This is a genomic window from Pseudobacter sp. (assembly GCF_051955275.1).
Lineage (GTDB): Bacteria > Bacteroidota > Bacteroidia > Chitinophagales > Chitinophagaceae > Pseudobacter.
On sequence record NZ_JBQCGW010000094.1, the window covers coordinates 1 to 26,160 of the forward strand.

Below are 26,160 nucleotides of genomic sequence, written 5' to 3' on the forward strand. Positions count from 1 at the left end.
GTATAATGCATTACATACTATTATGAAAACTTTCCACTTATTGGTCTGCCTGTTTGTTACTTTGGCAGCAAAGGCTAATAAAATAGACGAGTTAAGAACTGAAAAAGATATTGCAGCTTTCGTGGACTCCATTTCCGGGTTTACCAGTTCCTTCCCCAGGAATTATTTGCCAAACCAGTTGGTATTTAAATACCTGAAAATAGATATCGATAAAAATGGTTCCACAGACCTGCTTGTCAATGAAAGACTGATTCTTGCTATAGTTGACAATGGAAACAACCAGTTCGTTCTAAAATATATCGGCTCAGATCAGCATGAACGGAGGCTTACCGGGATCGATACCAGTGGGCCAGTCCTAATGTTGCTGGTGAAGAAGCAGCATGGATACAGCAAGTTGAACGGGCCGCTGTTTTCTGATGCGCAGGATACGATCACATACAAATTCTATGGTTTTATAGAATATAACAGCAGGCCTTCAGTAATTGACCTGGAAAATATAAAATTCTTTGCAACACATTCCTATCGGGGTTTTCATCAGTTTGAACTGACAATCAGAAATGACAGAAGCGCAAAACTGCATGCAAAAGATTATTGGAACAGAAACGGTGTTTTTCAGGCTGTACTTGCCGGAGAATTGTTTGATGAGTTTCTGCAAATGATCAACTATATCGACCCTGACAAGTTAAAATATGACTATGCCATAGAAGGCTCAGAAATGGAATGCATTGATATCGAGATAAGATATAATGGTAAAATGAAGCCGATACATGACTATGGTATGGAGGGAACGCTGGGATTGCGGCAATTATACGACCTGATAGAGAAAAATATAAAAGAGCTTCAATGGCAACAAATGTAAATACGGGACGCCGTATGCTCTCCTCCTGAATGATTATATTGCAGGGGTGAATGCAATAGAGAGCATACGACAATTGTACACGCCTGTTCAGCCAACGGTGAAGCAGTCAGCCGGACATGTTACTTATTTTGAATTCCTGCCGGATGTGCGTTTGCAGCAGTTTATTTATTGTTACTGGGAATTGAAGACCACTGCTCCCCTGGATGAGGCATTCATGTACCGGGTGGTGGCCGATGGTTGTATTGATATCTACTTCGATCTGAATGATCCTTCCGATAATTATGTGATGGGGTTTTGCAGGAAATACACGGAATTTCCACTGGATAATGCTTTCCATTATGTAGGCGTGAGGTTTCTTCCAACGATGTTTCCGCAGTTGTTTAAAGTGGATGCATCACAGCTGAGCAATCGCTATGAAAAACTGGAAGCAGTGGTGCCGGCAACTGCGAATTTTATTGCCAGCCGGTTTCATCCTGGAATGAATCCTGTTGAGATGGCAGGCCTGTTTGATCATTGGTTTATGGATGTGCTGTCTGGTGCTTCATTTGATGAGGATAACCGTTTGTATGAAGCCATTGGCATCATTCTGCAGCAATCCGGTGTGCTCAATGTGGAAACAGATCTGAATACAGGTATCAGTCCGCGCCAGCTGCGCCGCTTGTTTGAATTCTATATCGGCGATACACCGAAGATCTTCAGTAAGGTGGTCCGCTTTCAGAATATCCTCCGCGCCAAACCCAGTACACAGAGCCTTCGCAATAACAAACTATTTTTTGATGTTGGATATTATGATCAGGCGCATTTCATCAAAGAATTCCGCAACTTTTATGGGGTTACGCCTTCAAAGGCCTTCGGGCGATAGAGTTTGTCCGTTTTTTACAATGTCAGTTGTGCGCGCTGGTGCAACTTTGTGGTATCAATAAAACAAATGATTATGAAACTGAATGCAGGAATTATCACCAGTAAACTGGCGGAGACAAAAGCTTTCTATACCGATGTGCTGGGATTTGGGGTGACTTTCGAGAACGAGTTTTACCTGTTGATGCATACGCCCGGTCACACGAGTGAGTTCAGCTTTCTGTTGCCCGACCATCCATCACAACAGCCCTTGTTTCAGCCGGCATTTGCCGGACATGGCGTATATTTAACAATCGAAGTGGATGATGTGGACACGCTGTATGAAGAGATCAGGAACAAGGGGGTGGACATCAAAATAGCCATCCGCGACGAGCCCTGGGGCGACAGGCATTTTGCGATACAGGACCCGAATGGGATCGGTATCGATCTTGTAAAATATTCAGGACAATGACCAGAACATTCAATGATAATTTGCAGAAATGGTTTACAGGCCAGCGACTGATACAGTCACTGGCTTTTCTGCTGGTGGCGGTTATCGGGTTTACGGTGGCGCAGGATTATTTACGGGCAAGACTAAATGAATCTGCATTTTATTTGAGCGAGTCTTTGCTGTATACGGCTTTCTGGGCATGTTTCTGGCCGGTCGGGTGGATATTGGTTTTACTGCACCGGAAACTGACTGTTCCTGTATATGTGCTGATTCCCGTTGCTGTATTGCTTCATCTGGTACTGGTGCCATTAATCATATGGGGACTGTCTGCGTTGTGCTTCGATCATACTTATGGGTTCGCGGATGTGTGGATGTATACAATGGCGGAACAATTGTATGTGTTGCTGGCGGTATATACAGTACTGGTGATAGGGATCAAATACCTGCAAAAGCAGCCTGCACCGGTTTCAGTAATAAATCCTGAGTTTGTTGAAGCTGAAAAAAACACTCCGTTTCTTCGGCAGATAACGATAAATAAAGGCAAAACCTCCATCCTGGTGGATGTGGATAATATCCTGTACATTTCTGCCGCAACTCCTTATGTATGTCTCCATCTTGAAAACAGGAAACATCTGTACAATCATAGTTTAAAAAATACAGAGTTCAGTCTCGATCCTCAGCAGTTCCTGCGGATTCATAAATCCACTATTGTGAACCTGAAAATGGTAAAAAGCTATACTTCGCGGTTGAATGGGGATTATGATCTTCAGTTGATCAACAGCGAAGTCCTCCGGCTTAGCCGGAATTACAGGACGGCATTCAATGATCGTTTCGGCAAATGACCTCAGGTGACGATATCATCTCATCGTGTTGCTGCATTTTGTTTTGAGTATGATGAAGTTGCAGGGAATTTTGTCCAAAACTCTTTTATGCGATATAAATCCCTTTTTCTGTTTCCATTTTTTGTAAGCGTGCTGCTTGGTTTCCTGTTGAGCGCCTGTCAGGGGCAATCCTCCCGCCCTGCTGCAAAACATGCTTCTGCTGATGCTGGATTCCGGAATAAAGCCCCGGTTGGCGGTGGCTGTGATGGCTGTGAACTCATGTTCATTGGCATGCCATCCGTGATCAATGCGGTGGATTCCAGCCCCGGCTGGAAAGAAAAGGGACAACGCTTGCTGATCACCGGAAAGGCCGTCAAAGCCGATGGTGTTACCGCTGCTCCGGGTGTGATCGTTTACTACTGGCAAACTGATAATAACGGCTATTACTCTCCCAGACCAGGCATGGACGAACGAACCAAACGTCATGGCCATATCCGTGGCTGGATGAAGACAGATGCAAATGGAAGTTTCTCTTTGTACACTGTCAGACCGGCTCCCTATCCCGGGGAAGATATGCCTGCACATATTCATCTTTCCATAAAAGAACCGGATATTTCCAATGAATACTATGTAGATGAACTGGTGTTCGATGATGATGTGTTTCTGACGGAGGCAAAGCGTTCAAAGCTGGAGAACCGCGGTGGTACCGGGATCTTAAAAACCAGGCTGGAAGACGGTTTGCAAGTGGCTTCTTATAAGGTTTTATTAGGTTTGAATATTCCCGGATACCCCAAATGATTAACCAGATCAACTCTGCAATTAAGCATCCGGTTTTGTCAGAGTAAATAAGGAATTAATGCCTTCGTCTGATTTTGGTATTCTGTATATTTTGTTCCAAAAATCCTGGTCAGCAATTTTTCTTCTTTTTTGAGCTTTAACCACAACGATACAAAAACTATTAACACTGCTATAATCGCTCTGTAGTCGCCAACAATTAATGCATTTCCAATAAATAGCAGCAAAAGCCCTGTATAAATTGGATGCCTGATAATTTTATAAATACCGTTTTTGATCAATTGATGATCTTCTTTTTTTTGTACTGACAGGCTCCAATTCCTGCCGAGTATATGCCGGGATGTACAGGCTATTGTTGCGCCAATTGCGGAAATTGAAAGTCCTATGGTGCCTACCAGGTCAGAATGCTCAACAAAATTTTCTCGTAACCAACTATGTCCATACCATTCTCCTGGTCCTAATAGCAAAATTGCAATAATCAGCGGTAGCCAATATTGAACAAATTGTTTTAAAAAGGGTTCCTGGTGTTCCACCTTTTTTGCCATAAGACCTGAAATGGTCCAATAAGTCAAAACAATTACCCATATTAACTTAAGTCCGAGTTTAATGTATTGACTCATTTTTCAATTTTTAATTGTCATCGTCAAAATGTTGCGCCTCTCTCAATATACAAAATTCAGTCAATTGTAATTCAGGTTTATGCAGATTGTGCGCCTTTCAGGATTGGCAATGGACTGCCGCGATATCAATTATCATATTGTAGTACCTTGCGGCTCAATTGACATCAATTATGGATAAAGAGCTTTACATTATCAGGCATGGAGAAACTGATTATAATAAGTTGGGAATAGTACAGGGAAGAGGTGTAAATACCGATCTCAATGCGTTGGGCAGGAAACAGGGAGAAGCGTTTTATCAATATTATAAGCATATACCTTTTGATAAAGTATATACGTCTGCTCTCAAACGTACCCACCAGACTGTCAATAGATTCATTGAAGATGGTATTTCCTGGGAGCAGTTGCCGGGGCTTGATGAGCTGTCTTTCGGGATCTGGGAGGGAAAGGAAAGCAAAGAAGATTGGGTCAACGCATTCCGGGAAATGAATACCAACTGGCAGCGTGGGCAATGTGATCTTTCCTTTGAAAAAGGAGAAAGCCCCAATCAGGTTTCCAGGCGCCTGCAGGAAGCACTGGATGTGATACTTTCCAGGCCTTCAGAAAAGCGGGTGCTCGTGTGTATGCATGGCAGGTCATTGCTGGTTTTGTTATGCATGCTCAGCCAATCCCCTATCAGTTGCATGACCAGTTTTGCGCACAGCAATACCTGTCTATACCGGGTGTCTGTTGTCAATGGACAGTTCTCCATACTTGAAGCTAACGATATTCGTCACCTGGCGAATTCCTGAGATTGAAAATGCTGCAGAGGGTTCATACATGGAAAAACCTGGCAAGAATGTCGCCATCTGCTCAAAGAGAAAGGTTCTTATGTAACCGTCGGTGGTTTTAACGTGGCAACTGAAAAAAAGCAGTCATCTCCTTCTTTACTTGTTTCTCCAGCCCAGGCTGCATCATCTGGGTAGTTTTTTTAGCATTATAGTGTTTTACCGGCTGGTGCTGGCTTTTCAGTATCCGCAAAAAGGCTACAAAAGTCCCCGGTTAGGCTACAACCCCTGGTCACCACTTCCTCAACTTTGCTTCATAAAATAAGAATAATGGAAAATAAACAGAAAAGCAAAGTGTGGTTCATAACCGGCGCTTCACGCGGCTTCGGACGCATTTGGGCTGAAGCTGCCCTTGAACGAGGTGATAAAGTAGCCGCCACTGCCCGTAATGTAGCCAGCCTGGACGGTCTCATAAAAAAGTACGGGGCCAATGTGCTGACACTTGAGCTGGACGTTACCAGGCCCGGTCAGGCAGCCAGTGCTATATCTCAGGCCCATGCTCATTTTGGCAGGCTCGATATTGTGCTGAACAATGCCGGGTATTCACTGGTTGGCACTATCGAGGAGGCCAGCGATGAAGATGTAAAGGCCATGTATGAGACCAATATTTTCGGAGCCCTCGCAGTTATCCGGGCAGCCTTACCCCTGCTCCGGGAGCAAGGGGGTGGACATATCCTTGGCATATCCAGCAACCTCGGCCATGTAACCTTGCCGGTCATCGGCTATTACAGCTCCTCCAAATGGGCATTCGAGGCCATCCATGAAAGCCTGGCCGAAGAGGTCAAAGACTTCGGAATTAAGGTCACAATCATCGAGCCCGGCGCCTACGCTACGGAGTTCGGCAGCCCGGATTCCCTGAAGTTTGCACCCGGCATGGAAATTTATACGGACCTGAAAACGAAATTTTTCGGGCGCTTGCAGGAAATGGAAAGAGGTGATCCGAATGCAACGCCTCCTGCCCTTTTCCAGGTGGTAGATGCAGAAAACCCGCCCCTCCGTTTCCATCTCGGCAGTCATAACCTTCCATGGGTCCGGGCCGCCTACGAAGAACGATTGGCGCTCTGGGAAAAATGGGATGCCGTTTCCAGCGCAGCCCAAACATTATCCTGATAAATACTGTTATCGACCGGTAAGCAGCCCTTACCGGTTTTTGAAAATTTCCATGGAATGAAAAAAGACGATAATAATCCGCTCAGGTTTGAAACGCTCTCCGATGCTCACCGTGCATTCGGTTTGCCAAATCCCAGGCATCCGTTGATCAGCCTGATCAATGGAGCGCCAGGCTGGTCGGATATTCTTCAGCCTACTCAGCCACATGTATTGGGATTTTATAAGATATCTTATAAACCCAAACTGGGAGGTAAATTAAAATACGGTCAGGGTTATTATGATTTTGACGAAGGAGGCTTGCTGTTTGCCGCACCCGGACAAGTGATGGGAGCAATGGAAAATGAAGATGCAGTGTGTTCTGAATATACCTTGCTGGTCCATCCGGATTTCTTATTAGGTTACCCCATTGCTAAAAAGATCGGTCAGTATGGATTCTTTTCCTACGCTACCAATGAAACCCTGCATCTCTCCGATGAAGAGAAGGCAACCATTATGTCGATTTTCAAAATCATGGAAACGGAGCTGAACAGCAGGATAGATGATTTCAGTCATGATGTTGCTATCTCCCAGCTTGAGTTATTACTCACTTATGCCAACCGCTTTTACAAACGACAGTTTATTACCCGGAAGGTGGTTAACCATGATCTTCTGCAGAAACTGGAAGGGTTGCTGACTGATTATTTCAATAAGGATGTATCATTAAACAAAGGCATTCCCTCCGTTCAGTTCCTGGCCGATCAACTGCATTTATCCCCCAGTTATTTGAGCGATATGCTGCGTGCGCTCACTGGTATGAATGCCCAGCAGCATATCCACGAAAAGTTGATCGAAAAAGCAAAAGAAAAACTTTCTACCACTACTTTATCTGTAAGCGAGATTGCCTATGAACTTGGATTTGAACATTCGCAATCGTTCAGTAAGTTGTTTAAAACGAAAACGAAACTATCTCCGCTGGAATTCAGGCGTTCTTTCAACTAATAGTTTTCTGATTTTTCACCAGGCTCACTATCGCAGCGCCTGTAAATTTCCTGATAAACCCAAGACAGATCAACAGCCCGATAAACGTCATACCAACTCCAACCAGGGAAGGATAGTTATAAGACAATCCATATTCCAAAGGAATGCCACCCAGGAATGCTCCCAACGCATTGGCGATATTGAATGCCGCCTGCATGAATGCCGCCGCCATCATTTCCGAATCAGGCGCAGCGCGCATCATCATGATATTTATCGGTGCTGAAACAGACATGGAAAGACCGCCGCAAATAAAGGTCAGTACCATGGCTGTAACCTGGTATTCAGAAAAGAAGAAGACTGCTGCCAATGCTATCATCATCAGGAATTGTAACAATGCGCTGGTTTTCGGAGCGCCGAACTTATCTGAAAGGTAGCCTCCCAGCAGATTTCCCGCTACCATCCCCGCTCCTGCCAGCACCATCACGTACGCCATATTGCCTTTTTCCACTCCGGAAACTTCCGTCATTAAAGGCGTGATATAGCTGAACCAGGTGAACAATCCTCCGAAACCAATCGCTGTTATCAGCAAAATATACCAGCTTTGTTTTTCCTTCAGAAAAGATAACTGTGCTCTGAATTTTACGTTCTCTCCTTTTCCCTCCATGAAAGGAAGCCACAGGTACAGGAACAGCAATGTGATCAGCCCGATGAAACCAACTATAGCGAAGTACCAGCGCCAATGGAACAAATGGCCGATGTAGGTGACCAGGGGCACCATTGCCAGATTGGCTACTGTGAGCCCTGTAAACATCAAAGCTATATAGGTTGCTGCTTTCCCTTTTGCGGCCAGCCTGGTTGCCACCACTGTACCTACCCCGAAAAACGCTCCATGAGGAAGCCCGGATAAAAATCTTATCAGCATCATTGATCCGTAATTGGGGGCTATGGCAGATAAGCCATTGAATACGGTAAACATGACCATCAGCCCCATCAGCACCTTTTTCGGTGGGAATTTTACAGTATATCCGATCAGCAATGGCGCTCCTGTCACCACACCCAGTGCATAGGCTGAAATCAAATGGCCGGCCTCCGGAATACTGATGGCTAAGGAACCGGCCATATCAGGCAATAGACCCATGATTGTAAACTCAGTTGTTCCTATCGCTAATCCTCCAATTGCAAGTGGCAGTACTCTTTTGTCCATTCTTTTATTATATCTGGTGTAAAGGTGTATTAATATTGATTTATAGCAAGAATACGGGATGAAACATAATTTAATTCAACATTGTTGCGTTGCTTTTACCTGTAAAAGATGTTTACATGGGCCTGAACGGCAGAACTGGCCCCTGAAAGTTTACCAGGAAGGATTTGGTATTTAAAATCTAGTTCTTATATTTACATAGTCTCATTGCAGCTAACACTTATTAGTCTGCGTTCAGCCTCATAGTTCATCGCCTCTATTTCAGTCATTGCACTCGTATTTTGTATTTCGTATTTCAGTTCAGTCAGAGTAATGGTAAGTCTTTATTCAGTTAACAGTAAAAATTAACATTATGAAGCTATCTGAGTTTATCGTATTGGATGTAGCGGAAAAAAAACGTGCTGTTATGAACAATGCCGTAGCGCTTGCTACAAGAACTTCGCCAGGGCAGATCATTTTCCTTTTTCAGATAGAAGGTTATTATGTTGAAGCCTATTGTAATGAGGTAGACAAATCGGTAGAAGAATATTGTGTTTTGCCGGATACCAATGCAATTGCGCACTATCTGGACTTTATCAGGATAGATGACCTGCTCAATTGATTTATTTAAAACGCTGACTTCAAATACTAAAGCCCCGGTTGGGGCTTTTTTATTACAATTTGCAACCCTTGAAAAAGAGAAGAAATCCTTATCAAAGCTGAAAAAATCTTAATCACGGACCCTGTTGCACCTTCCAGCGAAACGTTCCTGAATATATCATACCTGCAGGAGTGGCGGACAGCGAACGGTTAGAGGAGTTTCGTTTTTTGACTATATTTAATAGTAGGATTCTGTGAGTTCCCGCAACAATCAAAACAACCAGCCGATGAAAATATTGATAACAGTGCTTGCTTTCCTGAACGGAGGCTATATGCTTCTTGATGGTTTATTTGTATTACTGAAGGGTAAGTACATTGGCCCGGAAAAGCCGGGACCCTGGTCAGGCCTGTTTTACAAATTGAATATAGATGTGTTTAAGCTGGGGCCTCTGTTTATCATCTTTGGTTTGTTGTGGTTGATCTGGATGTATGGATTATTGACAAACCAGCACTGGGCTTATATATTCGGAATATTGATTTCTATATTCACGCTTTGGTACCTGCCGCTTGGGACCTTGTTGTCTGTGATAATCTTAGTGATCCTTCTTTCTGCAAAGACGAAAATGGGTTTTTAGTACTGATGGTTATTGAAGAACGGGCTCCGCATAATCAACGATCTTTTTGTCTTCCAAATCAACCCTTTTTCTTTGTCGATAATTTCAGCGAACATGGTTTCAATGGTTAAGGACTGTAAGCTCTCACCCCTCCTGCTACCACCCCTCTAATTGAATTCTTAACACACAGATAATAATCCCATATTATCCATTTCTTCAATTTTGCACCGGAATTCCTACCTTCTAAACAGTGCAAGCTTTGACCCCAATTACTGAAATAAAAAAAGGCGATCAGGTAGCTTTTCAGGCTGTATACGATCAGTATCACGCCAAATTGTTTCATTATTTTCTGAAACGCACCCGCACTGACGAAGTGTCAAAAGAGCTTACGCAACAATCTTTCATCAAACTCTGGCAATCCAGGCATTCATTATCTGACGCATACTCCCTGGATACTCAACTCTTCACCATCGCCAGTTCCATTTACATCGATCACCTCCGCAAACAAAGCGTAGAACGAAAATACCAGTTCCGTTTTGAAGAGGAATTCCAGGAAGAGACCACATCGATCTGTCACTCCCATTCCGATTACGAATCCGCCGATTACCTGGATGCAGTTTCCGAAAAACTTCCTCCCATCCGTAAAAATGTATTCATGCTGAAAATAGCCAAAGGCTATTCCAACAAAGAGATTGCAGAACAATTGTCTGTCAGTATCAAGACTGTGGAAGACCATTACTCAAAAGCATTGAAGCATGTCCGTTCTCTCGTATCAATCCTGCTTCTCCTGAGCAATTTTTTGTTTCAATATTAACATAGTGTTACCAGCAGGGGTAAATTTCATTGCCCTTCGTATACTTTAATGCACAACATGAAGATCACGCATAATCTTATACAACAATTTTTGGAAAACCAGTGTACCTCCGCTGAAGCAGCAGCAGTAACACGGTACCTGAAGAAGCATCCGGATCTGATGACCATGTACCTCAAAGCCACCTGGGATGCAGCCGGCAATGAAACCGAAATGCCGCAAGGTTACACGGAGGAAATGCGGGAAGCTATCAGTACGCAACTCTCAAAACAGGCGCGCATTGTCCGCTTCCGCTGGTTATCTGCTGCCGCTTCTTTGTTGATAGTGGCAATGGCAGGCTGGTTATTGACCAGACAAACTAAAATGCCTGCACAGGAATTGGCGAAAGCAGGTAAACAACCGGCTGCAACAACATCCTGGAAGCAACACGATAACCATTCTGCCAGAGTGTACCAGCTGAAACTTCAGGATGGTTCAATGGTGAAGCTGTCTCCCAAATCCAGTATAAAATATGAAGACCCTTTCGGGCAGCATGGCCATCGCAATATTTACATGAAAGGGACTGCAGAATTTGATGTGATCCATCACAAAGGAAAACCTTTCACTGTACATACAAAGCTGTTTACAACTACAGTTCTCGGTACCTGCTTCAAAGTGTCGGAGTCGGCAAAAACAAGCAACGTAAGACTGTTTCATGGAAAGGTGATCATAAAGCCGCAGCAACCGAAATTGAAAGGCTGGAAAAAAGATATAGTCTTGTCGCCAGGCCATGAGATGAAATACAGCCTTGAAGAGGGAGTTGTTTCCGTGAATCATTTCATTGTTTCAGGAAAGCAGGCGTCCCTGCTGCCGGAAATTCAGACAGATTCCAGCACGCACGCAGAAACGATCGTATTCAACAATACCCCCCTGCTGGTAGTAATGAAAAGACTGACCTCTAAATATAATGCACCGATATACTATGAAGAAGAGGAGCTGAAAGGTAAATTCTTTTCGGGTGAAGTTCTTAAAAGCGACTCCTTATCCGTATTACTGAAAGTGATTACAAATATGAATGGCTTACAGGTTATTCAAAAGGATGACGGGTATTTAATCACACCATCTAAATAAACATACAGATACCGTAATAATGGTTTGACTGCTGCAAAACAGCGGACCGGTTATCCTTTGTGTACACGACAACAATAAAAAATATGCAATCAACAATGAAAAGAAGGCGAATTGGCATACTCTGTTTGTGGGGTTTGTTCCTTTTATTATTCAATGTAACATCCTTTGCACAGGAAACGGTATCCGTAAGCGGCACCGTTGTTACTGAGAAAGGAGAAGTGCTGCAGGCTGTGTCCGTTGTAGCTACACGCAAATCAGACAACAAGCGGATGGGTACTGCCATTACAGACGAAAAGGGGATTTTCACCTTCTCCCAGCTGAAGATGGGAGAAACCTATGATTTCACTTTCTCTTCCATTGGATATGAAACCAATTTCTACAAAGGATTCGTAGTGAAGCAGGCTGGTAAATCGAATACCCTGCTGATTCGCTTGAAAAGCAAAAGCAGTGACCTGAATGAAGTGGTTGTTACCGCCCTGGGAATCAAAAAATCCCAGCGTTCACTTGGTTATGCACTTACAAAAGTGGATAGTAATCAGCTCACCGATGCACAGAGCCTTAACTGGATGGATGCCCTTTCCGGTAAGGTTGCCGGTCTGAACCTGGTGCGCTCCGGCTCCGGCCCTGCCGCTACCAGTAAGATCATCCTTCGCGGTGAGAACAATCTTACAGGCGATAACGAAGCCCTGATTGTAATTGATGGTGTGGTGGTGAACAATGGTAGCGGCAAACGTTCTGCCAACAGTAGTGACCTGGTGTATGCAACCAATTCTGACAACCTGCCTGCAGACTACGGCAGTGCTGTAAATGATATCAACCCGCAGGATATTGAAAGTGTGTCAGTACTGAAAGGGCCTGCAGCTGCTGCCCTCTACGGTCAGCGTGCGGCCAACGGTGCTGTGATCATCACTACCAAATCCGCCACACAGAAAAGGAAAGGCCATTTCAACGTGCGTTATTCAATGAACGGAAGCATCGAAGAGGCAAACAGGTTTCCTGACATGCAATATGAGTATGGTCAGGGGCTTGGCGGCGCTCTTTATTATTCTTACGGTGGTACGGAGGATGGCGCCAGCACCAGCGGCACCAGCTCTGCATACGGACCAAAATTCGATGGACAGCAATTCTTCCAGTACGATCCCGTTCGCCAGGCTGTAGGCTTGAAACGGACTACCTGGCAGGCTTACGATAATATCAACGACTTCTGGGACCGCGGCCGGGACCTCAGGAATAACCTGAGCATCGATGGAAAGCTCGGAAGCACCGGTGTCCGCATCACCCTGGGCTCTGAAAACAATAAATGGATCGTTCCGAATACAGGGTTCCTGCGTCAGAACATCGGCCTCTCTACCAATACCGATGTAACGAAGAAATTCAAGATCTCCACTAAAGTAAACTATGGTTTCAGGAACAGCGACAACCTGCCTGCTGCAGGTTATGGCAACCAATCGCTGATGTACTGGTACATTTTCTGGCAACCAAGCGCTGACCATAACTGGCTCAGGAACTATTGGGCTGGCGGCCCCGGCAGCACATACGACAGCCTTTACAAACATATCCGTTATCCGTTCTCTTCTTTTCCTGAAAATCCATACGCTATCGTGAATGAGTTCCTGAATAAAACAAGAAGGAACAATATTACCGGTAACGTTACACTGAACTACCAGCTTACCAAAGAGCTGAGTGTGATGCTGCGCGGTAACTACGACTGGATGAACGACAAACGTGAACAGGACAGGCCTTATGATGCCGGTACGCGTTTGCCTAAAGGTTCTGTAAGAAGACAGAATATCTACTCCAGGGAAAAGAGCTACGACTTCATGGCCAAATATTTCAAAGACCTGAACCGTGATATGAAATTGGGCATCACCATTGGTGGCAGCCAGTTGAAGAACGAGTACGATAAGACGGATGTAAGGAACGATGGTTTACACCTTCCCGGAATTTATACACTGGAGAATAGTGAATACGGACTTGTTTATTTCCCCGATACCAGCCGTTATCAGATCAACAGTATCTACGGCGTTATTAACTACAGCTATAAGAATTATCTCTTTGCTGAGCTTACGGCACGCCAGGACTGGAGCAGCGTACTGGCTTCGCCAAAACGAAATAACGCTGTAGGATTTGCTTATCCTTCTATCAACACCGGTTTTGTGTTGTCTGAAGTTACAGAGCTTCCTTCCGTGATCAACTATGCAAAACTGAGAGCGTCATTCGCCATGGTAGGTAGTTCTTCTACGGTGCCATACAGAACCGCTTATACATACCCGGTAGCAAATGGTGGAATCTATCCTGACAGTGCGCTTGTCAGCCCCACTACCCTTCCAAATCCCAACTTAAAACCATTGCTGACCACTACCTATGAATTCGGTACGGAAATCCAGTTCTTCAATGGCAAGATAGCGTTGGACGTAACTGCATATTTCGGAAATACCAGGAACCAGATCTTCACAAGAACGGTGGACGCTTCTTCCGGTTACAGTTCAGCCCTGATCAATGCGGGTAAAGTAAGGAACAACGGTGTGGAAGTTTCCATTAATGCCAAACCTGTTGTAAGCAGAACCGGCTTCAACTGGAGCACTTTCGGAACCTTTGCTTTCAACGAGAACAAGATCCTGTCGATGCCTGACAGCGCAGTATTGCTGAGAGCAGGCCAGATCGCCAGCGGCCAGATCGTTGCATCAGTAGGTGGCAGCATGGGAGATCTTTATGGTCTTGGTTATATGCGAAGTCCTGATGGACAGGTAGTATATGATCCTGCTACCGGTTTCCCAAGGATCACGGACAGCATCATTTATCTTGGCAACACAACTCCCAAATACAAGTTCAGTTTTGGTAACAAATTCCAGTACAAAGGATTTACATTAAATGTACTGTTCGATGCACAGGTTGGCGCTGTGGCATATTCCCTCACGCATTACAAACTGGCGGAACAGGGTAAGCTGAAATCAACGCTGCCAGGCAGGTACAATGGCATCATCGGTAATGGTGTTGTTCAAAACCCTGATGGTTCTTATCGTAAGAATGATGTGGTGGCTACTGATATCGATCAGTACTATCAATACAGTCTGGGCAGTTACAATGCAGAAGGAAGCACCTTCAGCACAGACTTCCTGAAATTCCGCGAAGCCAATCTGAGCTACAAATTCAAACCTAAATTCCTGAAGAAGGTTGGTCTGACCTCTGCAAGCATCGGTATATACGGACGTGACCTGTTCATCTGGAGCCCATGGCCGGTTTTCGATCCTGAGTTCGGTACATTGAGCGGTTCCGATGTGGTGAGAGGTTTTGAAGTGGGACAGTTCCCTTCTACCCGCAGCATGGGTTTCAATTTGTCAATCGGATTCTAAAAAAGCTGATCAATCATAAAAGAAAAGAGATGAGAAAGCAATTAATGATAGCATGTATTGGTTTGATGACAGTGCCGGCATTCCATTCATGCAACAAAGGATTTGAAGAGTTGAATACTGATCCTGTCAACATCCTGGAAACAACATCTGACAAGCTGCTGGCTCCCGCCCTGGTGAACTCCATCTGGCCCGGCATGAGCCGTAACAGGAGCTTCAACAATGAACTGATGCAGGTCACCGTTTCGCAGAGCGATGGTGATAATACCGTGTTCAGGTATGCATTCAGAACCAGCATGTCTGATTATTTATGGAATGCCTGGTTTGTACAGCTCACCAATTTCAAGCAGGTGGACAGCCTGGCACGTACCGCCAAAACGCCTAATACTTCTTACCAGGGTATCGGAAAGATCGGCAAAGCCTGGTTGTTCTCCAACCTGACAGATATCTATGGAGATATTCCTTACTTCCAGGCGCTGCAAGGTGATCAGGGTAATGTGATCCCTGCATTCGACAGGCAGAAAGAAATTTACCTTGATCTGTTCAAGCAACTGGAAGAAGCCAACACGCTGCTTGCAAATGGCAGTGCGATCGTTTTATCCAGTGATCCGCTGTATAAAGGAGATATATCCAAATGGAGAAAGTTTGGTAACTCATTATACCTGCGCCTGCTGATGCGGATCTCCGGTAAAGCGGAGGTGCATCAGCAATGCATCGATAAGATCAGACAGATAGTGGAAAATCCTGCTGACTATCCGATCTTCCAGAACAATGCCGACTGTGCAAGATTACAGTGGACCGGCGGAACCAGCACTACCGATCCTTATACCTCACCATTCGTGAACGGTGTGCGCGCACAGGATTTCCGCGGACCGGCACTCTGCAGCTTCTTCCTGGATCACCTGATCACCTGGTCGGATCCCCGTTATGTTTCTTCCACGCCCTATGGATCCGGCAGCATCGGAAGACTGGGCATTTCTCAGGCCAGCGGCGGTGGATGGTATGGTGTGAAAAGCGGTTATATTCCCGGCAGAGGTGATGTGAAAGGATGTTATTTCCAGAGCTACGATAATACTTCTACAGGAGGTACATTGTCATTGCAGCAGAACACCCAGACCGGTATCATCATGCAGTATTCCGAAGTACAGTTCATCCTGGCTGAAGCTGCTGCAAAGGGATGGATCACCGGAGATGCAAAAACGTATTTCTACCAGGGCATGGCATCTGCTATCAATTACTGGGTGCCCAACTTCAACGAAAGCATTACCCACGCCAACTTCACAACGCATCTTGCAAACCTGGAAGCTTCCGGTATTATATGGGATGATAATCTTACCCTGGAGGCTAAAATGGAATTGATCCATTTACAGAAATACTATGCACTCTTCATGACCGATCTGCAACAGTGGTTCGAACACAGGCGTACAGGACTTCCTGTTTTGCCCAAAGGGCCGGGCCTGATGAACGGAGGTGTAATGCCAGCCCGCCTGGTATATCCTGTTTATGTGCAGGCTGCCAACCCGGTGAACTATAAAGCAGCTGTAGCAGTGCAGGGACCCGATGAAATCTTTACCAATGTATGGTGGCAGAAACCTTAATGTGGTCAACTAAAAAATCATTACAATGAAACGCATGTTATATATTTTTTCCATCGCCGGCATCATTGCTGCCACTGGAAGTTGCAATAAAGATCCTTATGAAAATTACCCGGGAGGTGATCCTTACGAAGTGGTATCTATCCTGGATGTTCGTCCGCTTTACAAAGGAACGGACATGGTTCTTACAAAAGAAAACCTGTACGGCGGTACCAAACTCGGGGCTGTGGTGATCTCCGATCATACTGCGGGTAACCTTCCCAAAGGCCTGCTGCTGGTGCAGGACAGCCGACGTCTCAGCACCCTGAGAGGTATTGCCATCGAGCTGGCTTCTGCTGCCAGTTACAAGCCGGGCGATTCTGTGGTGGTGGAAATTACCAACAGCACATTGACCCGTAAGAATGGTATCCTTACCATCACCGGTCTGACCGATGCAAATATCCGTGCAGCGGGTAAAGGTATGGTGAACATCAATCCGGTTACCATCGCTCAGCTGCAGGCAAAGCCCAATGATTATGAAAGCTCTCTCTGTCTGCTGAATAAATCAAGCTTCAACCCTGCCCCGAAGCCAGGTGAGGTGATCAGTGGAGCCAAAAAGATCAATGATGGTTTCGGTGATATGATCCTGTATACGGATCCCGCTGTAAGTTATGCCAACAATGCTCCTTACGGTCTGGCTGCTTATGTTGGGATCCCTCTCCCTACTGCTGAAGGTGTGCTGCAATTCAGAACGAGAGAAGGTGATGATATCGTGAATATGGGCTCTTCTGCGCAGGACTTGCTGATCTCAGGTATTCAGCACGATCCGAAAGGTGGAGACGGTGGACAGGAATATGTACAGATGCTGGCAACAAAGGATATCGATTTTTCCGTTACTCCATATTGTATTGTGTTCTCCGTGAATTCCGGTAATGCCAGTTCCGCCACCCCGCTGGATAAAGGATGGGCTTCAGGTGGACAGCGGACTATCAAATATGATATCACAACAGGCGGTGTGCAGAAAGGACAATTCTTTTATTTTGGGTTCCAGGGAAAGAAGATCAATGGTTCAGCAGGTACATATTCTTTCCCTGCCGGTACAAACTGGTATCAGAAAACCTATGTTACCACCGGCAATAACCCTGTCACAGGCAGTACGCTGCCAAATATTGGCGATGGTGGCCTGGCCCGTACATCTGAGTTCGGTACATCCGGTCCTTTCCCCAATAACGGAAACATGTGTGGTGTAGCGATTTTCAAAGGCACTACTGTTGTTGAATCAACTGTTCCTGAAGATGTACTATTTATTTCCACCGGTGGAGCCGCAACTATTTTTGATCCTACAAAAGATCCGGTCTGGGGTTACAGGATCTGTAATAACGACTGGTACTCCATGTACTCCGTGAGTATCGATCCTGTTACGTACAAGCCTGTGGTAGTGCCATATCTGCATTACCGTTCCAATGGCAATACCAACAATATGCCTTATGCAATAACGGATAAATATCCGGCAGTGCCTACAGATGCAGGATTGTACAATATGATGGGGGGGGTGTATAATGTTACGCTGGGCAGATGGACAACAGCGAGGAAACAGGTGGTGGTGGAGTTGATCCAGACCAGTGCCACTATTGATACGCTGGAGAAGCACCCGGCTGTGACGAGATTGGTGGATTGATCAATATTTTTGATCAGCCTGTATAATATTATTGCTTTTTGAAGATGCTGAAGGTGCAGATTATGTGGTAACTGTTTACGATTCACTAGATTTATGGCAGGATCCTGAAGTCATAGATGTAATACAACTGTCAGTCAGAGCCTGATATATTTTTCCCGGTTACAAAATGCAAAAAGGCGGCAAATGCCGCCCTTTTACTTCTTTCAAACATCGATAAAAAAATACAAGAGAAACGAACTGTTATTTGGACTGTTTGATCAGCTCCATGGTAAAGCTGACCTCAGGATCCTGTGATTGTTGCATGTAAGAGATGAATTTGTCCATCGGCACTTCTTTGTCGGGCATGATACCACGACCATTATCCTTCTGTGAATTGAAGAAATACAATTCTGACATAGGAACTGTAAGTACTGATTTTGTTTTAGGCAACTGGTAGGTCAGGAACCATGCTGCTGTGGTAGCATGTTCGCCGCTGCCGGTTTCTTTGCCTATAACAAGACCGCGTTTGTTCTTCTGAACCAGTGATGCAAAATAAGTGGCTGCAGATACGGTACCGCCTCCGGCAAGCACGTAAATATTTCCTTTGAATGCATCCTTGTCAGGAGGGAAATTTTCCAGTTGCCCTTCTTTGAGACGGGCGTTACCCACGTAGAAGCCGGTAGCACTGTCAAGGTCAAAACGCTGATACAGGAATTGCTTGTTGTTGCGGATATCTTCATCGCTCATCTTTCTACCCTGTGTGGTAGCATGCTCCGCATAAAAAACGTCAATGTTTTTCGTTCTGTAGTTATATACGTTCTGGAATGCTTTGGGAGCCATGAAAGAGAAGAGCAATGCAGAGATAGCAGGATTGCCACCACCATTATTACGGATATCGATGATCACATTCTTATAGCCGCGTTTGTTCACTTCCTTGAAGAAAGCACTGAACTCTTTGTATGCATAAGCTTCCTGCAGGTTGAAAGAGTTCACCGTGAGCGTACCTGTCTGGTTAGCGTCGTCATAACTTCCATAGATCCAGTAAGAGCGGGCCAGCACGTTCACAGGCATTACAGCCTGATTGCTGGCATGTACTCCGGCACCGGGTTTCAGAGAAGCTACAGTGATCTTTTTAGGGGTTTTACTTTTGGGGTCAGCATACTCCAGGTCATAGCTGGCTGCATTGTTGTTACGCAGACTGAAAGTGGTCTGGAAGTTTCCGAACACCCTGTCTGTTCCGGTGGTGATGAAACCATCGCTGTAAGCAACCGAGCTGAGAGATTCAATGATCTCTTTTGCAGACTGCTTGTTGATGCTCAGGATCTCAGTTCCGAAAGGCAGTTCAGCGCCCTTGATATTCACCAGGATCTTTCCTTTTTCAATCACAACCGGAAAAGGGAAGAAATTCAGGTGACTGATCATGTCGCGGTTATTATCAGCAGAGAACTGCAGATTTGTATGCACGTCCCTTACCAGCTGAATCGGAGAATACTGGATTACAGAGAACACATTATCCTGTTTTTCCGCGAGCTTGATCAGGGAATCCACTTTCCTGTCGAAATCCGCAGAATCGATGAACTTGAATGGATTGGGATGCTGTTTTTTGAGGATGTCCATTGCGAGACGGTAATCGGAAATGATATCGTCCTTTTTTAGGTCCGGCAACTCTTTTACCTGGGCTGTACTATTCAGGCAATAAGCTGCCAGCATGGCTGTGAGGCCAGTTTTGGAAATAAAATTCATAGCAATACTAATTGTGGGAGTTTTTGTTTTTCTGTTTAGTCTGGCTTACTTTTTTTTACCGTTGGTGAAAGATTAGTTTGAAAGTGCTGCAATATACGATGTGGTTCGTACATCTGGCAAATATAAAGACGTTAAAATGAAGCAAAATGGTGAGCCAGGGTGAAGAAGATTATGGAAATTAACAAAAGATAATTCGTGTGGATAGTACGCATCGCGGACGTTGCTCGTGAGATTTTATTCTCAGTTGTCAGCATATTTCTTGTACAGTTTTGGAACAATCCCAGGCAATTCTTCTTCTGACTGCCATTCCTTTCCAGTAATACTGACGTTGGTATCATAAAACAGCCCCAATCTGCTCGCATTGTATCTTGGAAATGTGGTATCGGAAGATGGGTCTTTCTTTGTCACAATTTCGTATGCCCTGTCCGACATAGAAATCAGTTCTTCAAACTCAGCGTTTGGAAGACCCTGATATTCAGGAATATCAAAAATAGCGAGATGGTCAGCGTTTTTCAATGTAGCATAATAATTTTGCTGACCTAATGAGATCAGCCAACATCTGAAATAATAAAAACCATCGTCAGTTGAACCGCCCATGATAGTGGTGGCTGCGGCAAAGTTTTCCCAGGTACTGCACTGTCTATTCATTTGCTGGAAAATGATTTCAAATTGCTGGATCTGGTCAGGAGTTAGTTTGATCATTTGCTCAAGTATAGCTTTTTCCCTTACTGAATTATCCAGCCCTCCTATTTTAAAAGCGTAATCCATGATGTTCCAGAAATGAGCTGTATCCATTTTCTGATCTTTACTGAGGATTGTTTGTAGATTGCTGGTCTTACTACTGGTGGAACTGCCTGACTGTCCACAGGAGACTCCTAAAACGGTCATTGCAAATACAATACTTTTTTTTAACATCATAAATTAGCCTTGTTTTCAGCTCAAATATGAGGTTTACTTATCAAAGTAAGAAATTACAATGCGCAGCCCCAGGTAATTGAACGGGGCTATACACTCTAATATTAAAATTTACTGATGCTCAGATTAATGCTTATTCCAATCCCAGACTTTTTAAATAAGCCTTGTTATCCGACTTCCTTCCCAGGAATTCATCCACCGCTTCCACAATATCCCGCTGCGTTCCATTGGCGAGGATCAGCTCCCGGTAACGCTTTCCTGTTGCAGGATCCAACAGTCCATTCTTTTCAAATATGCTGAACATATCCTGCGCATAGACCTCTGACCAGAGATAGCCATACATGTAAACCGGATGTGTGTTGATATGGATCCAGCTGGCCTGTTGATGAGTGCCAGCCACGTATAGCCCAGGGAACCCGATCTGCTGATCGATATCCTGCCAGAGCTTATCTGTGTTTACTGGTGCCGCAGGATCATACTTATCATACAGGTTCATATCATAAAAGCAACGCCTGAGCTGGATCATTGCTCCATAACCAGAACTGAGGTTCTTTGCTTTCTGCATCTTATCGAACAAATCTTTCGGCAGCTTCTCTCCTGTTTTATAGTGCCTGGAAATTGAAGATAGCATCTCATAATCCCATAACCAGTTCTCGAACATCTGCGACATGGCCTCTCCGAAGTCATCTTTTGAATTGAACTGAGAAGAAAATTCACCATGCCAGGCCATCGAATTCATGATATGTCCGAATTCATGGAACATCGTGTTCAACTCCTGCAGGCTGAGCAAGGAAGGCTGCGTTTTGGTTGGCCTGCTGAAATTTCCCAGCAGCATTGCCACCGGAATTTCATAACCCTTATCCGTTGCCCTTCCCGGCACCATGGGGATGCCATAGAACCAGGTTTCTTTATTGGGTCTTGGATAGAGATCCATGTAAAAGCGGCCTTTCAGTTTATTGTCTTCATATACTTCATACATATCAACTTCCTTATCCCACACAGAAGGATCTTTTACTTTTCTGAACTCAAGACCAAGCAGTGTCTGATACATATTGAGCATCCCTTTCAGGCAATCTTCCATGGGGAAGTAATCCTTCAGTCCTTCGTAATCCACCTGGTACTTCGTTTTCAGCAGCTGGTTCTTATAGTAACCGATATCCCAGGGGTTCAACTGAACATTGCTTGCAGTTTTCAGATCTGTCTTTTTCAGTTCTTCCAGTTCTTTGTAATCAGCCTTTGCCTTCCCTTCCACCGTTGTTTTCAGGTTGTTCAGAAAAGCCCAGACCGTCTGTGGATCTTTCGCCATTTTGGGCACCAGGTTGTAAGCCGCAAAAGAATTGTATCCCATTATTTTCGCCAGCTCATAGCGCTTCTTCACCAGGCTGTCCAGGATGCGAAGGTTTTTATCGGCGGCGATATTATAGAACTTCATGTAGAATGCCTTCCTGGATTCTTCCTCGATAGCGCTGCTCATGAAGGTTTCGCGGGTAGCGCCGCTTACCGGGATCTCATACTTCCCTTCACTTACTTTGTAATTGTTTTTGAAATCAGCCGGTAATCCTGCTGTTGATTTCTCATCGAGCGTGAGAGTGACTTTTGCAGCATTCATATTACTTGAAAAGTCTGCCGAAAGGTTGTTGATCTCTTTTGTGAGCGCCTGGAAACGTTGCAGGTCTGCTGGTTTCAGATTAACGCCTGAACGCTCGAAACGCTGGATCATATCATCCACCATCAGTTTCCTGTGCCCTGCCAGTGCATTGTATGCGCCGGATGATTTGAATCCGGTCATCTTAGCATATACGGCGCTGTCAGAACTGATACTGGTGGTCATGGAATCCAGTTCCTGGTAAGCGGAGTATCCGTTGGCCCTGGTAGCGGAATCGTTCGACACCCAGAATAAAGTGTAGCAATTGGTGCTGGCGATGTAGAGCCTGTTGTAGACATCGTCCATGGCGCCAAATACATTATCGAAAGTTACGGAGGGCTGTTTTTTTAAGGTGGCCAGCAAAGTTTCCACACCGGCAAGCGTTTGCCTGGCATAATCCTTCGGATGTTCCGAAGTTACTTTGGCAAAGTCAACAGGTACATTCAACTCCGCCATTAATGGGTTTGAGTTTTTCTTTCCGGCCGGTTGGGAGCAGCCCGTAATTATTGCGAGAATATAGACTGGTAATCCATTCTTTAAAAACATGTGCACGGTTGTTTTTGGTTAAGGGGATAAGATACAACAAACGAGTCACATTTATTTAATTGTGATTGGTAGTCTGTTGTTGTTTAAATAAGAAGGCCCTGTTCCGTCGAACAGGGCCGTACCGCCAAACTGCATGATGGCGTGATTGCTATACCCGAGAATCATCAAGGTTTTTTATCCCACCAGAGTTTGGTGCCGGGGTTGTCCGGCCCGCCCAGGGTGGCGACAGCTTTATCGTATCCGGCTTTATTGCTGTTCTTGAATTTAGAAGGAATCGGCAGGCGCTCGATGAAAGAGGTCACCTGACCATTACTGTTATTCACTACAACGGGGAACAGTTTAGGATAACCGGTGCGGCGGAACTCGCTCCAGGCTTCCTGACCGTCAGGATACAACGCCAGCCATTTCTGGGTGATGATCCTTTCCAGTTTTTCTTCTGTTCCGCCTGCTGCATTCCATTTGATGGTGATGGTGCTCAGGTTGGCATTGCCTGCGGGAACGTTGTTGGCGCCCGCCACCTGTGCTTTGGGATCAACATATGGAGCGGCTTTGCTTACAGCGTCTGCTTTGTATGCGGTGGCATCACCTGCACCCCATTCTTCGAAGGAGCGGTCGATGCCGGTTTCATAGTTCACCTGGATATCACCTGCATTGGCCCAGTTTCTCAACGCCGCTTCGGCTTTCAGGAAATAAGCTTCAGCAGCTGTTGCGATCTTAGCCTTGCCGCTACCCTTCTCAAAATAATCGCTGCTTGCTGCTTTGGCGATGGGCTTGGAATAACCTTCGTAACGGGCTTTTGCATCGATGGCCACACCATTGCGGATACCGATGTATTGTCCGGCTACGGCTGCATCTGATGCCGGTGCCATCAGTTTGGTGATCCTTGGATCGTTGTAACCATTGAGGAAACTGCCGAGCGGAGCGCCTGCGCGGATATCACCCCAGTCATTGATGATAACACCGATGGGACTTTCAGTGCCGTAATTCACCAATGCATTCTGGCTAACCGTTTCCAGCAGTCCGCCATTGGCAGGATCCAATGCTTTTTCGCCTTCTGTTTTAGCCGTGCCTGCATCTGCATATGCCAGGCGGAGCGCCAGGCGCAATCTCAATGTATTGGCCAGCCTCGTCCATTTAGCAGGATCGCCGCCATAGATCATATCAGCATTCTTGAAAGCAGTACCTACTTTTTTGGTGCCAGCCACATAAGGTTTCAGGTTGGCTACTGCCAGATCAAGATCGGCAAAGAAAGCCTTGTAAGCATCCTGCTGTGAATCATAGTCAACAGAGAGGTCTGCATTGGGCTTGCCGAATTTGCTGTAGATCACGGGGCCGAAGATATCAGCTGCCTTATGCATCTCAATTACGTTCAGGATCTTCGACATGGCCGTTGCATCGGACAGGTCGGCAGAAGTATATTGCGATTTGAATTTTTCAAAGTCGGCAGTAGCCTGCATCACACCATCATAAGCGATGTTGAGGATCCATTCGTTCCATCCATCCATCATAAAATAGTTCCCATTGTTATTACCTCCGTTGAATGGCGTGGGGCTCATCATGTAACCACTGTAGATGTCTGAGTTGAGGTTCTGCTGTAACTGGTACTGCCAGTTGATATAACAGACCAGGTTACGCTGCGCATTCTGCAGTGGCAGGATCACTGCCTGGAAGTCTGCCAGGAATACATCCGGCTTTACACCTGCAGGGTTGGTATTGGTGTCCTGGAAATCTTTGGAGCAACCCGTTTCCAGCAGGGCTACTACAGCACAGGCAGCGGTAAGTTTATATAGTGATGTTTTCAACATAGTTAAATCGGTTTAAGCATTAATTAAAACGTGCATTTCAGGCTGAGACCAAAGCTTCTGTAAGCAGGCAGGCCAAATGCATCGATGCCTACGCCACCCGCATTTACACCGGCAACCTGCTCGGGATCAAATGGAGCATCTTTCTTAAAGAAGAACAGGTTGTTGCCAATGGCGGACACCCTCAGGTCTTTCACCACTTTGCTGTTCAATGGGATCAGGTAACTGATAGAGAACTCACGCAGCCTGATGGCCGTTGCGCTGTAGCTGTAAGCCGCACCAGCCGGGGTTTTGCCGCCAATATACTGATAGTAGGTTTTGGCGTCAACGGTTCCGCTCCAGGCTTTGCCGGTTTCATCCACCGCGTTATTGATAGTAACTGTATTGTTGTTGTTCCTGGCATCTGCTGTTCTCTGGCTTACACCCAGCTGATCAAGATAGCCCTGTGTAATGCTCAATACCTTACCGCCGAACTTACCATCTATCAGTATGCCGATAGTGAAACGGTCATAAGTGAATGTGTTGTTCCAACCTGCGATCAGTTTGGGATTGGGGTTGCCGATCAGACTGTCAACAAATAATGGCAGGTGCGTGGTGGCATTTACAATAGTACGGCCCTGTGCATCGGTCTGGAAAGTACGGCCGTAAAGATCGCCGAAAGTTCCACCCTGTGACAGCATGGTGTAACCACCGCTGGCGCCCAGTGTATACCTGGTGTTCTTATCCACTCCTTTCACAATGGAAGCATCGAACAACTCAACAATGGTGTTCTTGTTGTGCGACATGTTCAGCGTGGTGGTCCAGGTAACTTTCTTTGTGTTGATCACTTTATAGGAAAGAGAGCCCTCGATACCTGTATTGCGGATATTACCTGCGTTGATATCAGACCTGGTGCTTGTGCCCACCAGCAGGGAGATACCACTGAAGTATTGGTTGGTTGTGTTTGATCTGTAATAAGTGAGGTCCAGTGAGAGCCTGCTTTGCAGGAATGACCATTGTGTTCCTATTTCAAAGGATTTGTTCTTCTCCGGTTTCAGTTGCAGTCCGGGTACAGTAGTAACAGGGTTGCTGTTCGGAGGATTGGCAATACCACCCATATTGAATGTGTAGAGCGGATAAGTGCTGAATGGAGCCACGTCGTTACCTACAACGGCGTAGGATACACGAAGTTTGGCAAAATTGATCGCTGACGGCATGCGCAGGATATCACTCAGCACGGCGCTTACACCGGCAGAGAAGTAGTTGTATCCTTTTGTTTCAGTGGGTGTGTAGGCCAGCGTTGAAGACCAGTCGTTACGATCACTGAAATCAAGGAACAGTTTATTCTGGTAGTTGAGCT

The 26,160-nt window shown here is 45.4% G+C and carries 21 protein-coding genes and 1 pseudogene; 15 read left to right on the forward strand and 7 right to left on the reverse strand.

Translation table 11 applies throughout. From position 1 onward, the window contains the following. From ACTHMC_RS07950 to ACTHMC_RS07970, 5 genes are all read left to right on the forward strand, one after another. Window positions 1-859, forward strand: an 859-nt coding sequence (locus ACTHMC_RS07950) for a DUF6438 domain-containing protein (RefSeq protein WP_440412383.1), incomplete at its 5' end; no start/stop codon positions are given. 46 nt (window positions 860-905) lie between these two features. After that, window positions 906-1,721 carry an AraC family transcriptional regulator gene (locus tag ACTHMC_RS07955; protein ID WP_440412385.1) on the forward strand — a complete coding sequence of 272 codons (816 nt, stop codon included), beginning with the start codon at window positions 906-908 and terminating at the stop codon, window positions 1,719-1,721. Window positions 1,722-1,793: 72 nt separating this feature from the next. Then, a complete protein-coding gene (locus ACTHMC_RS07960; RefSeq protein ID WP_440412387.1) occupies window positions 1,794-2,168 on the forward strand; it encodes a VOC family protein in 375 nt (124 codons plus the stop codon). After that, complete coding sequence (locus ACTHMC_RS07965) at window positions 2,165-2,989, forward strand: LytR/AlgR family response regulator transcription factor (protein ID WP_440412388.1); 825 nt, start codon at window positions 2,165-2,167, stop codon at window positions 2,987-2,989. Before ACTHMC_RS07960 ends, ACTHMC_RS07965 begins: the two co-directional genes overlap by 4 nt. Window positions 2,990-3,076: 87 nt before the next feature. Beyond that, complete coding sequence (locus ACTHMC_RS07970) at window positions 3,077-3,766, forward strand: dioxygenase family protein (RefSeq protein WP_440412390.1); 690 nt, start codon at window positions 3,077-3,079, stop codon at window positions 3,764-3,766. Window positions 3,767-3,804: 38 nt separating this feature from the next. On the opposite strand, the gene ACTHMC_RS07975 is transcribed toward ACTHMC_RS07970, so the two are convergent. Beyond that, complete coding sequence (locus ACTHMC_RS07975) at window positions 3,805-4,383, reverse strand: methyltransferase family protein (protein ID WP_440412392.1); 579 nt, start codon at window positions 4,381-4,383, stop codon at window positions 3,805-3,807. A 170-nt stretch (window positions 4,384-4,553) separates the two neighbouring features. On the opposite strand from ACTHMC_RS07975, the gene ACTHMC_RS07980 reads away from it, so the two are divergent. The 3 genes from ACTHMC_RS07980 (at window position 4,554) to ACTHMC_RS07990 (ending at window position 7,295) form a co-directional block, all read left to right on the forward strand. Then, complete coding sequence (locus tag ACTHMC_RS07980; RefSeq protein WP_440412394.1) at window positions 4,554-5,171, forward strand: histidine phosphatase family protein; 618 nt, start codon at window positions 4,554-4,556, stop codon at window positions 5,169-5,171. Between the two features lie 306 nt (window positions 5,172-5,477). After that, a complete protein-coding gene (locus ACTHMC_RS07985) occupies window positions 5,478-6,317 on the forward strand; it encodes an SDR family NAD(P)-dependent oxidoreductase (protein ID WP_440412396.1) in 840 nt (279 codons plus the stop codon). A gap of 57 nt (window positions 6,318-6,374) precedes the next feature. Continuing rightward, complete coding sequence (locus ACTHMC_RS07990) at window positions 6,375-7,295, forward strand: helix-turn-helix domain-containing protein (protein WP_440412398.1); 921 nt, start codon at window positions 6,375-6,377, stop codon at window positions 7,293-7,295. On the opposite strand, the gene ACTHMC_RS07995 is transcribed toward ACTHMC_RS07990, so the two are convergent. Continuing rightward, the gene (locus ACTHMC_RS07995; protein ID WP_440412400.1) at window positions 7,288-8,478 is read right to left on the reverse strand and encodes an MFS transporter; all 1,191 of its coding nucleotides are present in this window, start codon (window positions 8,476-8,478) and stop codon (window positions 7,288-7,290) included. The two genes, ACTHMC_RS07990 and ACTHMC_RS07995, sit on opposite strands and share 8 nt — an antisense overlap. A gap of 349 nt (window positions 8,479-8,827) precedes the next feature. Between ACTHMC_RS07995 and ACTHMC_RS08000 the strand changes: the two genes are divergently transcribed. The 7 genes from ACTHMC_RS08000 (at window position 8,828) to ACTHMC_RS08030 (ending at window position 18,191) form a co-directional block, all read left to right on the forward strand. After that, complete coding sequence (locus ACTHMC_RS08000; RefSeq protein ID WP_440412402.1) at window positions 8,828-9,076, forward strand: hypothetical protein; 249 nt, start codon at window positions 8,828-8,830, stop codon at window positions 9,074-9,076. A 265-nt stretch (window positions 9,077-9,341) separates the two neighbouring features. After that, window positions 9,342-9,689 (forward strand): hypothetical protein, encoded by a 348-nt coding sequence (locus ACTHMC_RS08005; RefSeq protein ID WP_440412404.1) that lies wholly within the window; start codon window positions 9,342-9,344, stop codon window positions 9,687-9,689. A 238-nt stretch (window positions 9,690-9,927) separates the two neighbouring features. After that, window positions 9,928-10,482, forward strand: coding sequence for an RNA polymerase sigma factor (locus ACTHMC_RS08010; RefSeq protein ID WP_440412406.1), 555 nt, complete (start codon window positions 9,928-9,930; stop codon window positions 10,480-10,482). A 90-nt stretch (window positions 10,483-10,572) separates the two neighbouring features. Continuing rightward, window positions 10,573-11,589 (forward strand): FecR family protein, encoded by a 1,017-nt coding sequence (locus ACTHMC_RS08015; protein ID WP_440412408.1) that lies wholly within the window; start codon window positions 10,573-10,575, stop codon window positions 11,587-11,589. 95 nt (window positions 11,590-11,684) lie between these two features. Next, complete coding sequence (locus tag ACTHMC_RS08020) at window positions 11,685-14,942, forward strand: SusC/RagA family TonB-linked outer membrane protein (RefSeq protein WP_440412410.1); 3,258 nt, start codon at window positions 11,685-11,687, stop codon at window positions 14,940-14,942. A gap of 29 nt (window positions 14,943-14,971) precedes the next feature. Then, a complete protein-coding gene (locus ACTHMC_RS08025; protein ID WP_440412412.1) occupies window positions 14,972-16,537 on the forward strand; it encodes a SusD/RagB family nutrient-binding outer membrane lipoprotein in 1,566 nt (521 codons plus the stop codon). Between the two features lie 25 nt (window positions 16,538-16,562). After that, the gene (locus tag ACTHMC_RS08030; RefSeq protein WP_440412414.1) at window positions 16,563-18,191 is read left to right on the forward strand and encodes a DUF5689 domain-containing protein; all 1,629 of its coding nucleotides are present in this window, start codon (window positions 16,563-16,565) and stop codon (window positions 18,189-18,191) included. A gap of 240 nt (window positions 18,192-18,431) precedes the next feature. Here the strand turns inward: ACTHMC_RS08030 and ACTHMC_RS08035 are convergent, their stop codons facing one another. The 5 genes and pseudogenes from ACTHMC_RS08035 to ACTHMC_RS08055 form a co-directional block, all read right to left on the reverse strand. Continuing rightward, window positions 18,432-19,913, reverse strand: a complete 1,482-nt coding sequence (locus tag ACTHMC_RS08035; RefSeq protein WP_440412416.1) for a S41 family peptidase — start codon at window positions 19,911-19,913, stop codon at window positions 18,432-18,434. Window positions 19,914-20,153: 240 nt separating this feature from the next. Beyond that, a complete protein-coding gene (locus ACTHMC_RS08040; RefSeq protein ID WP_440412418.1) occupies window positions 20,154-20,831 on the reverse strand; it encodes a DUF4240 domain-containing protein in 678 nt (225 codons plus the stop codon). A gap of 130 nt (window positions 20,832-20,961) precedes the next feature. Further along, a complete protein-coding gene (locus tag ACTHMC_RS08045) occupies window positions 20,962-22,929 on the reverse strand; it encodes a M3 family metallopeptidase (RefSeq protein ID WP_440412422.1) in 1,968 nt (655 codons plus the stop codon). Window positions 22,930-23,183: 254 nt separating this feature from the next. Beyond that, window positions 23,184-24,824, reverse strand: coding sequence for a SusD/RagB family nutrient-binding outer membrane lipoprotein (locus ACTHMC_RS08050; RefSeq protein ID WP_440412424.1), 1,641 nt, complete (start codon window positions 24,822-24,824; stop codon window positions 23,184-23,186). A 23-nt stretch (window positions 24,825-24,847) separates the two neighbouring features. Further along, a pseudogene (locus tag ACTHMC_RS08055) lies at window positions 24,848-26,160 on the reverse strand (SusC/RagA family TonB-linked outer membrane protein); the annotation flags it as partial.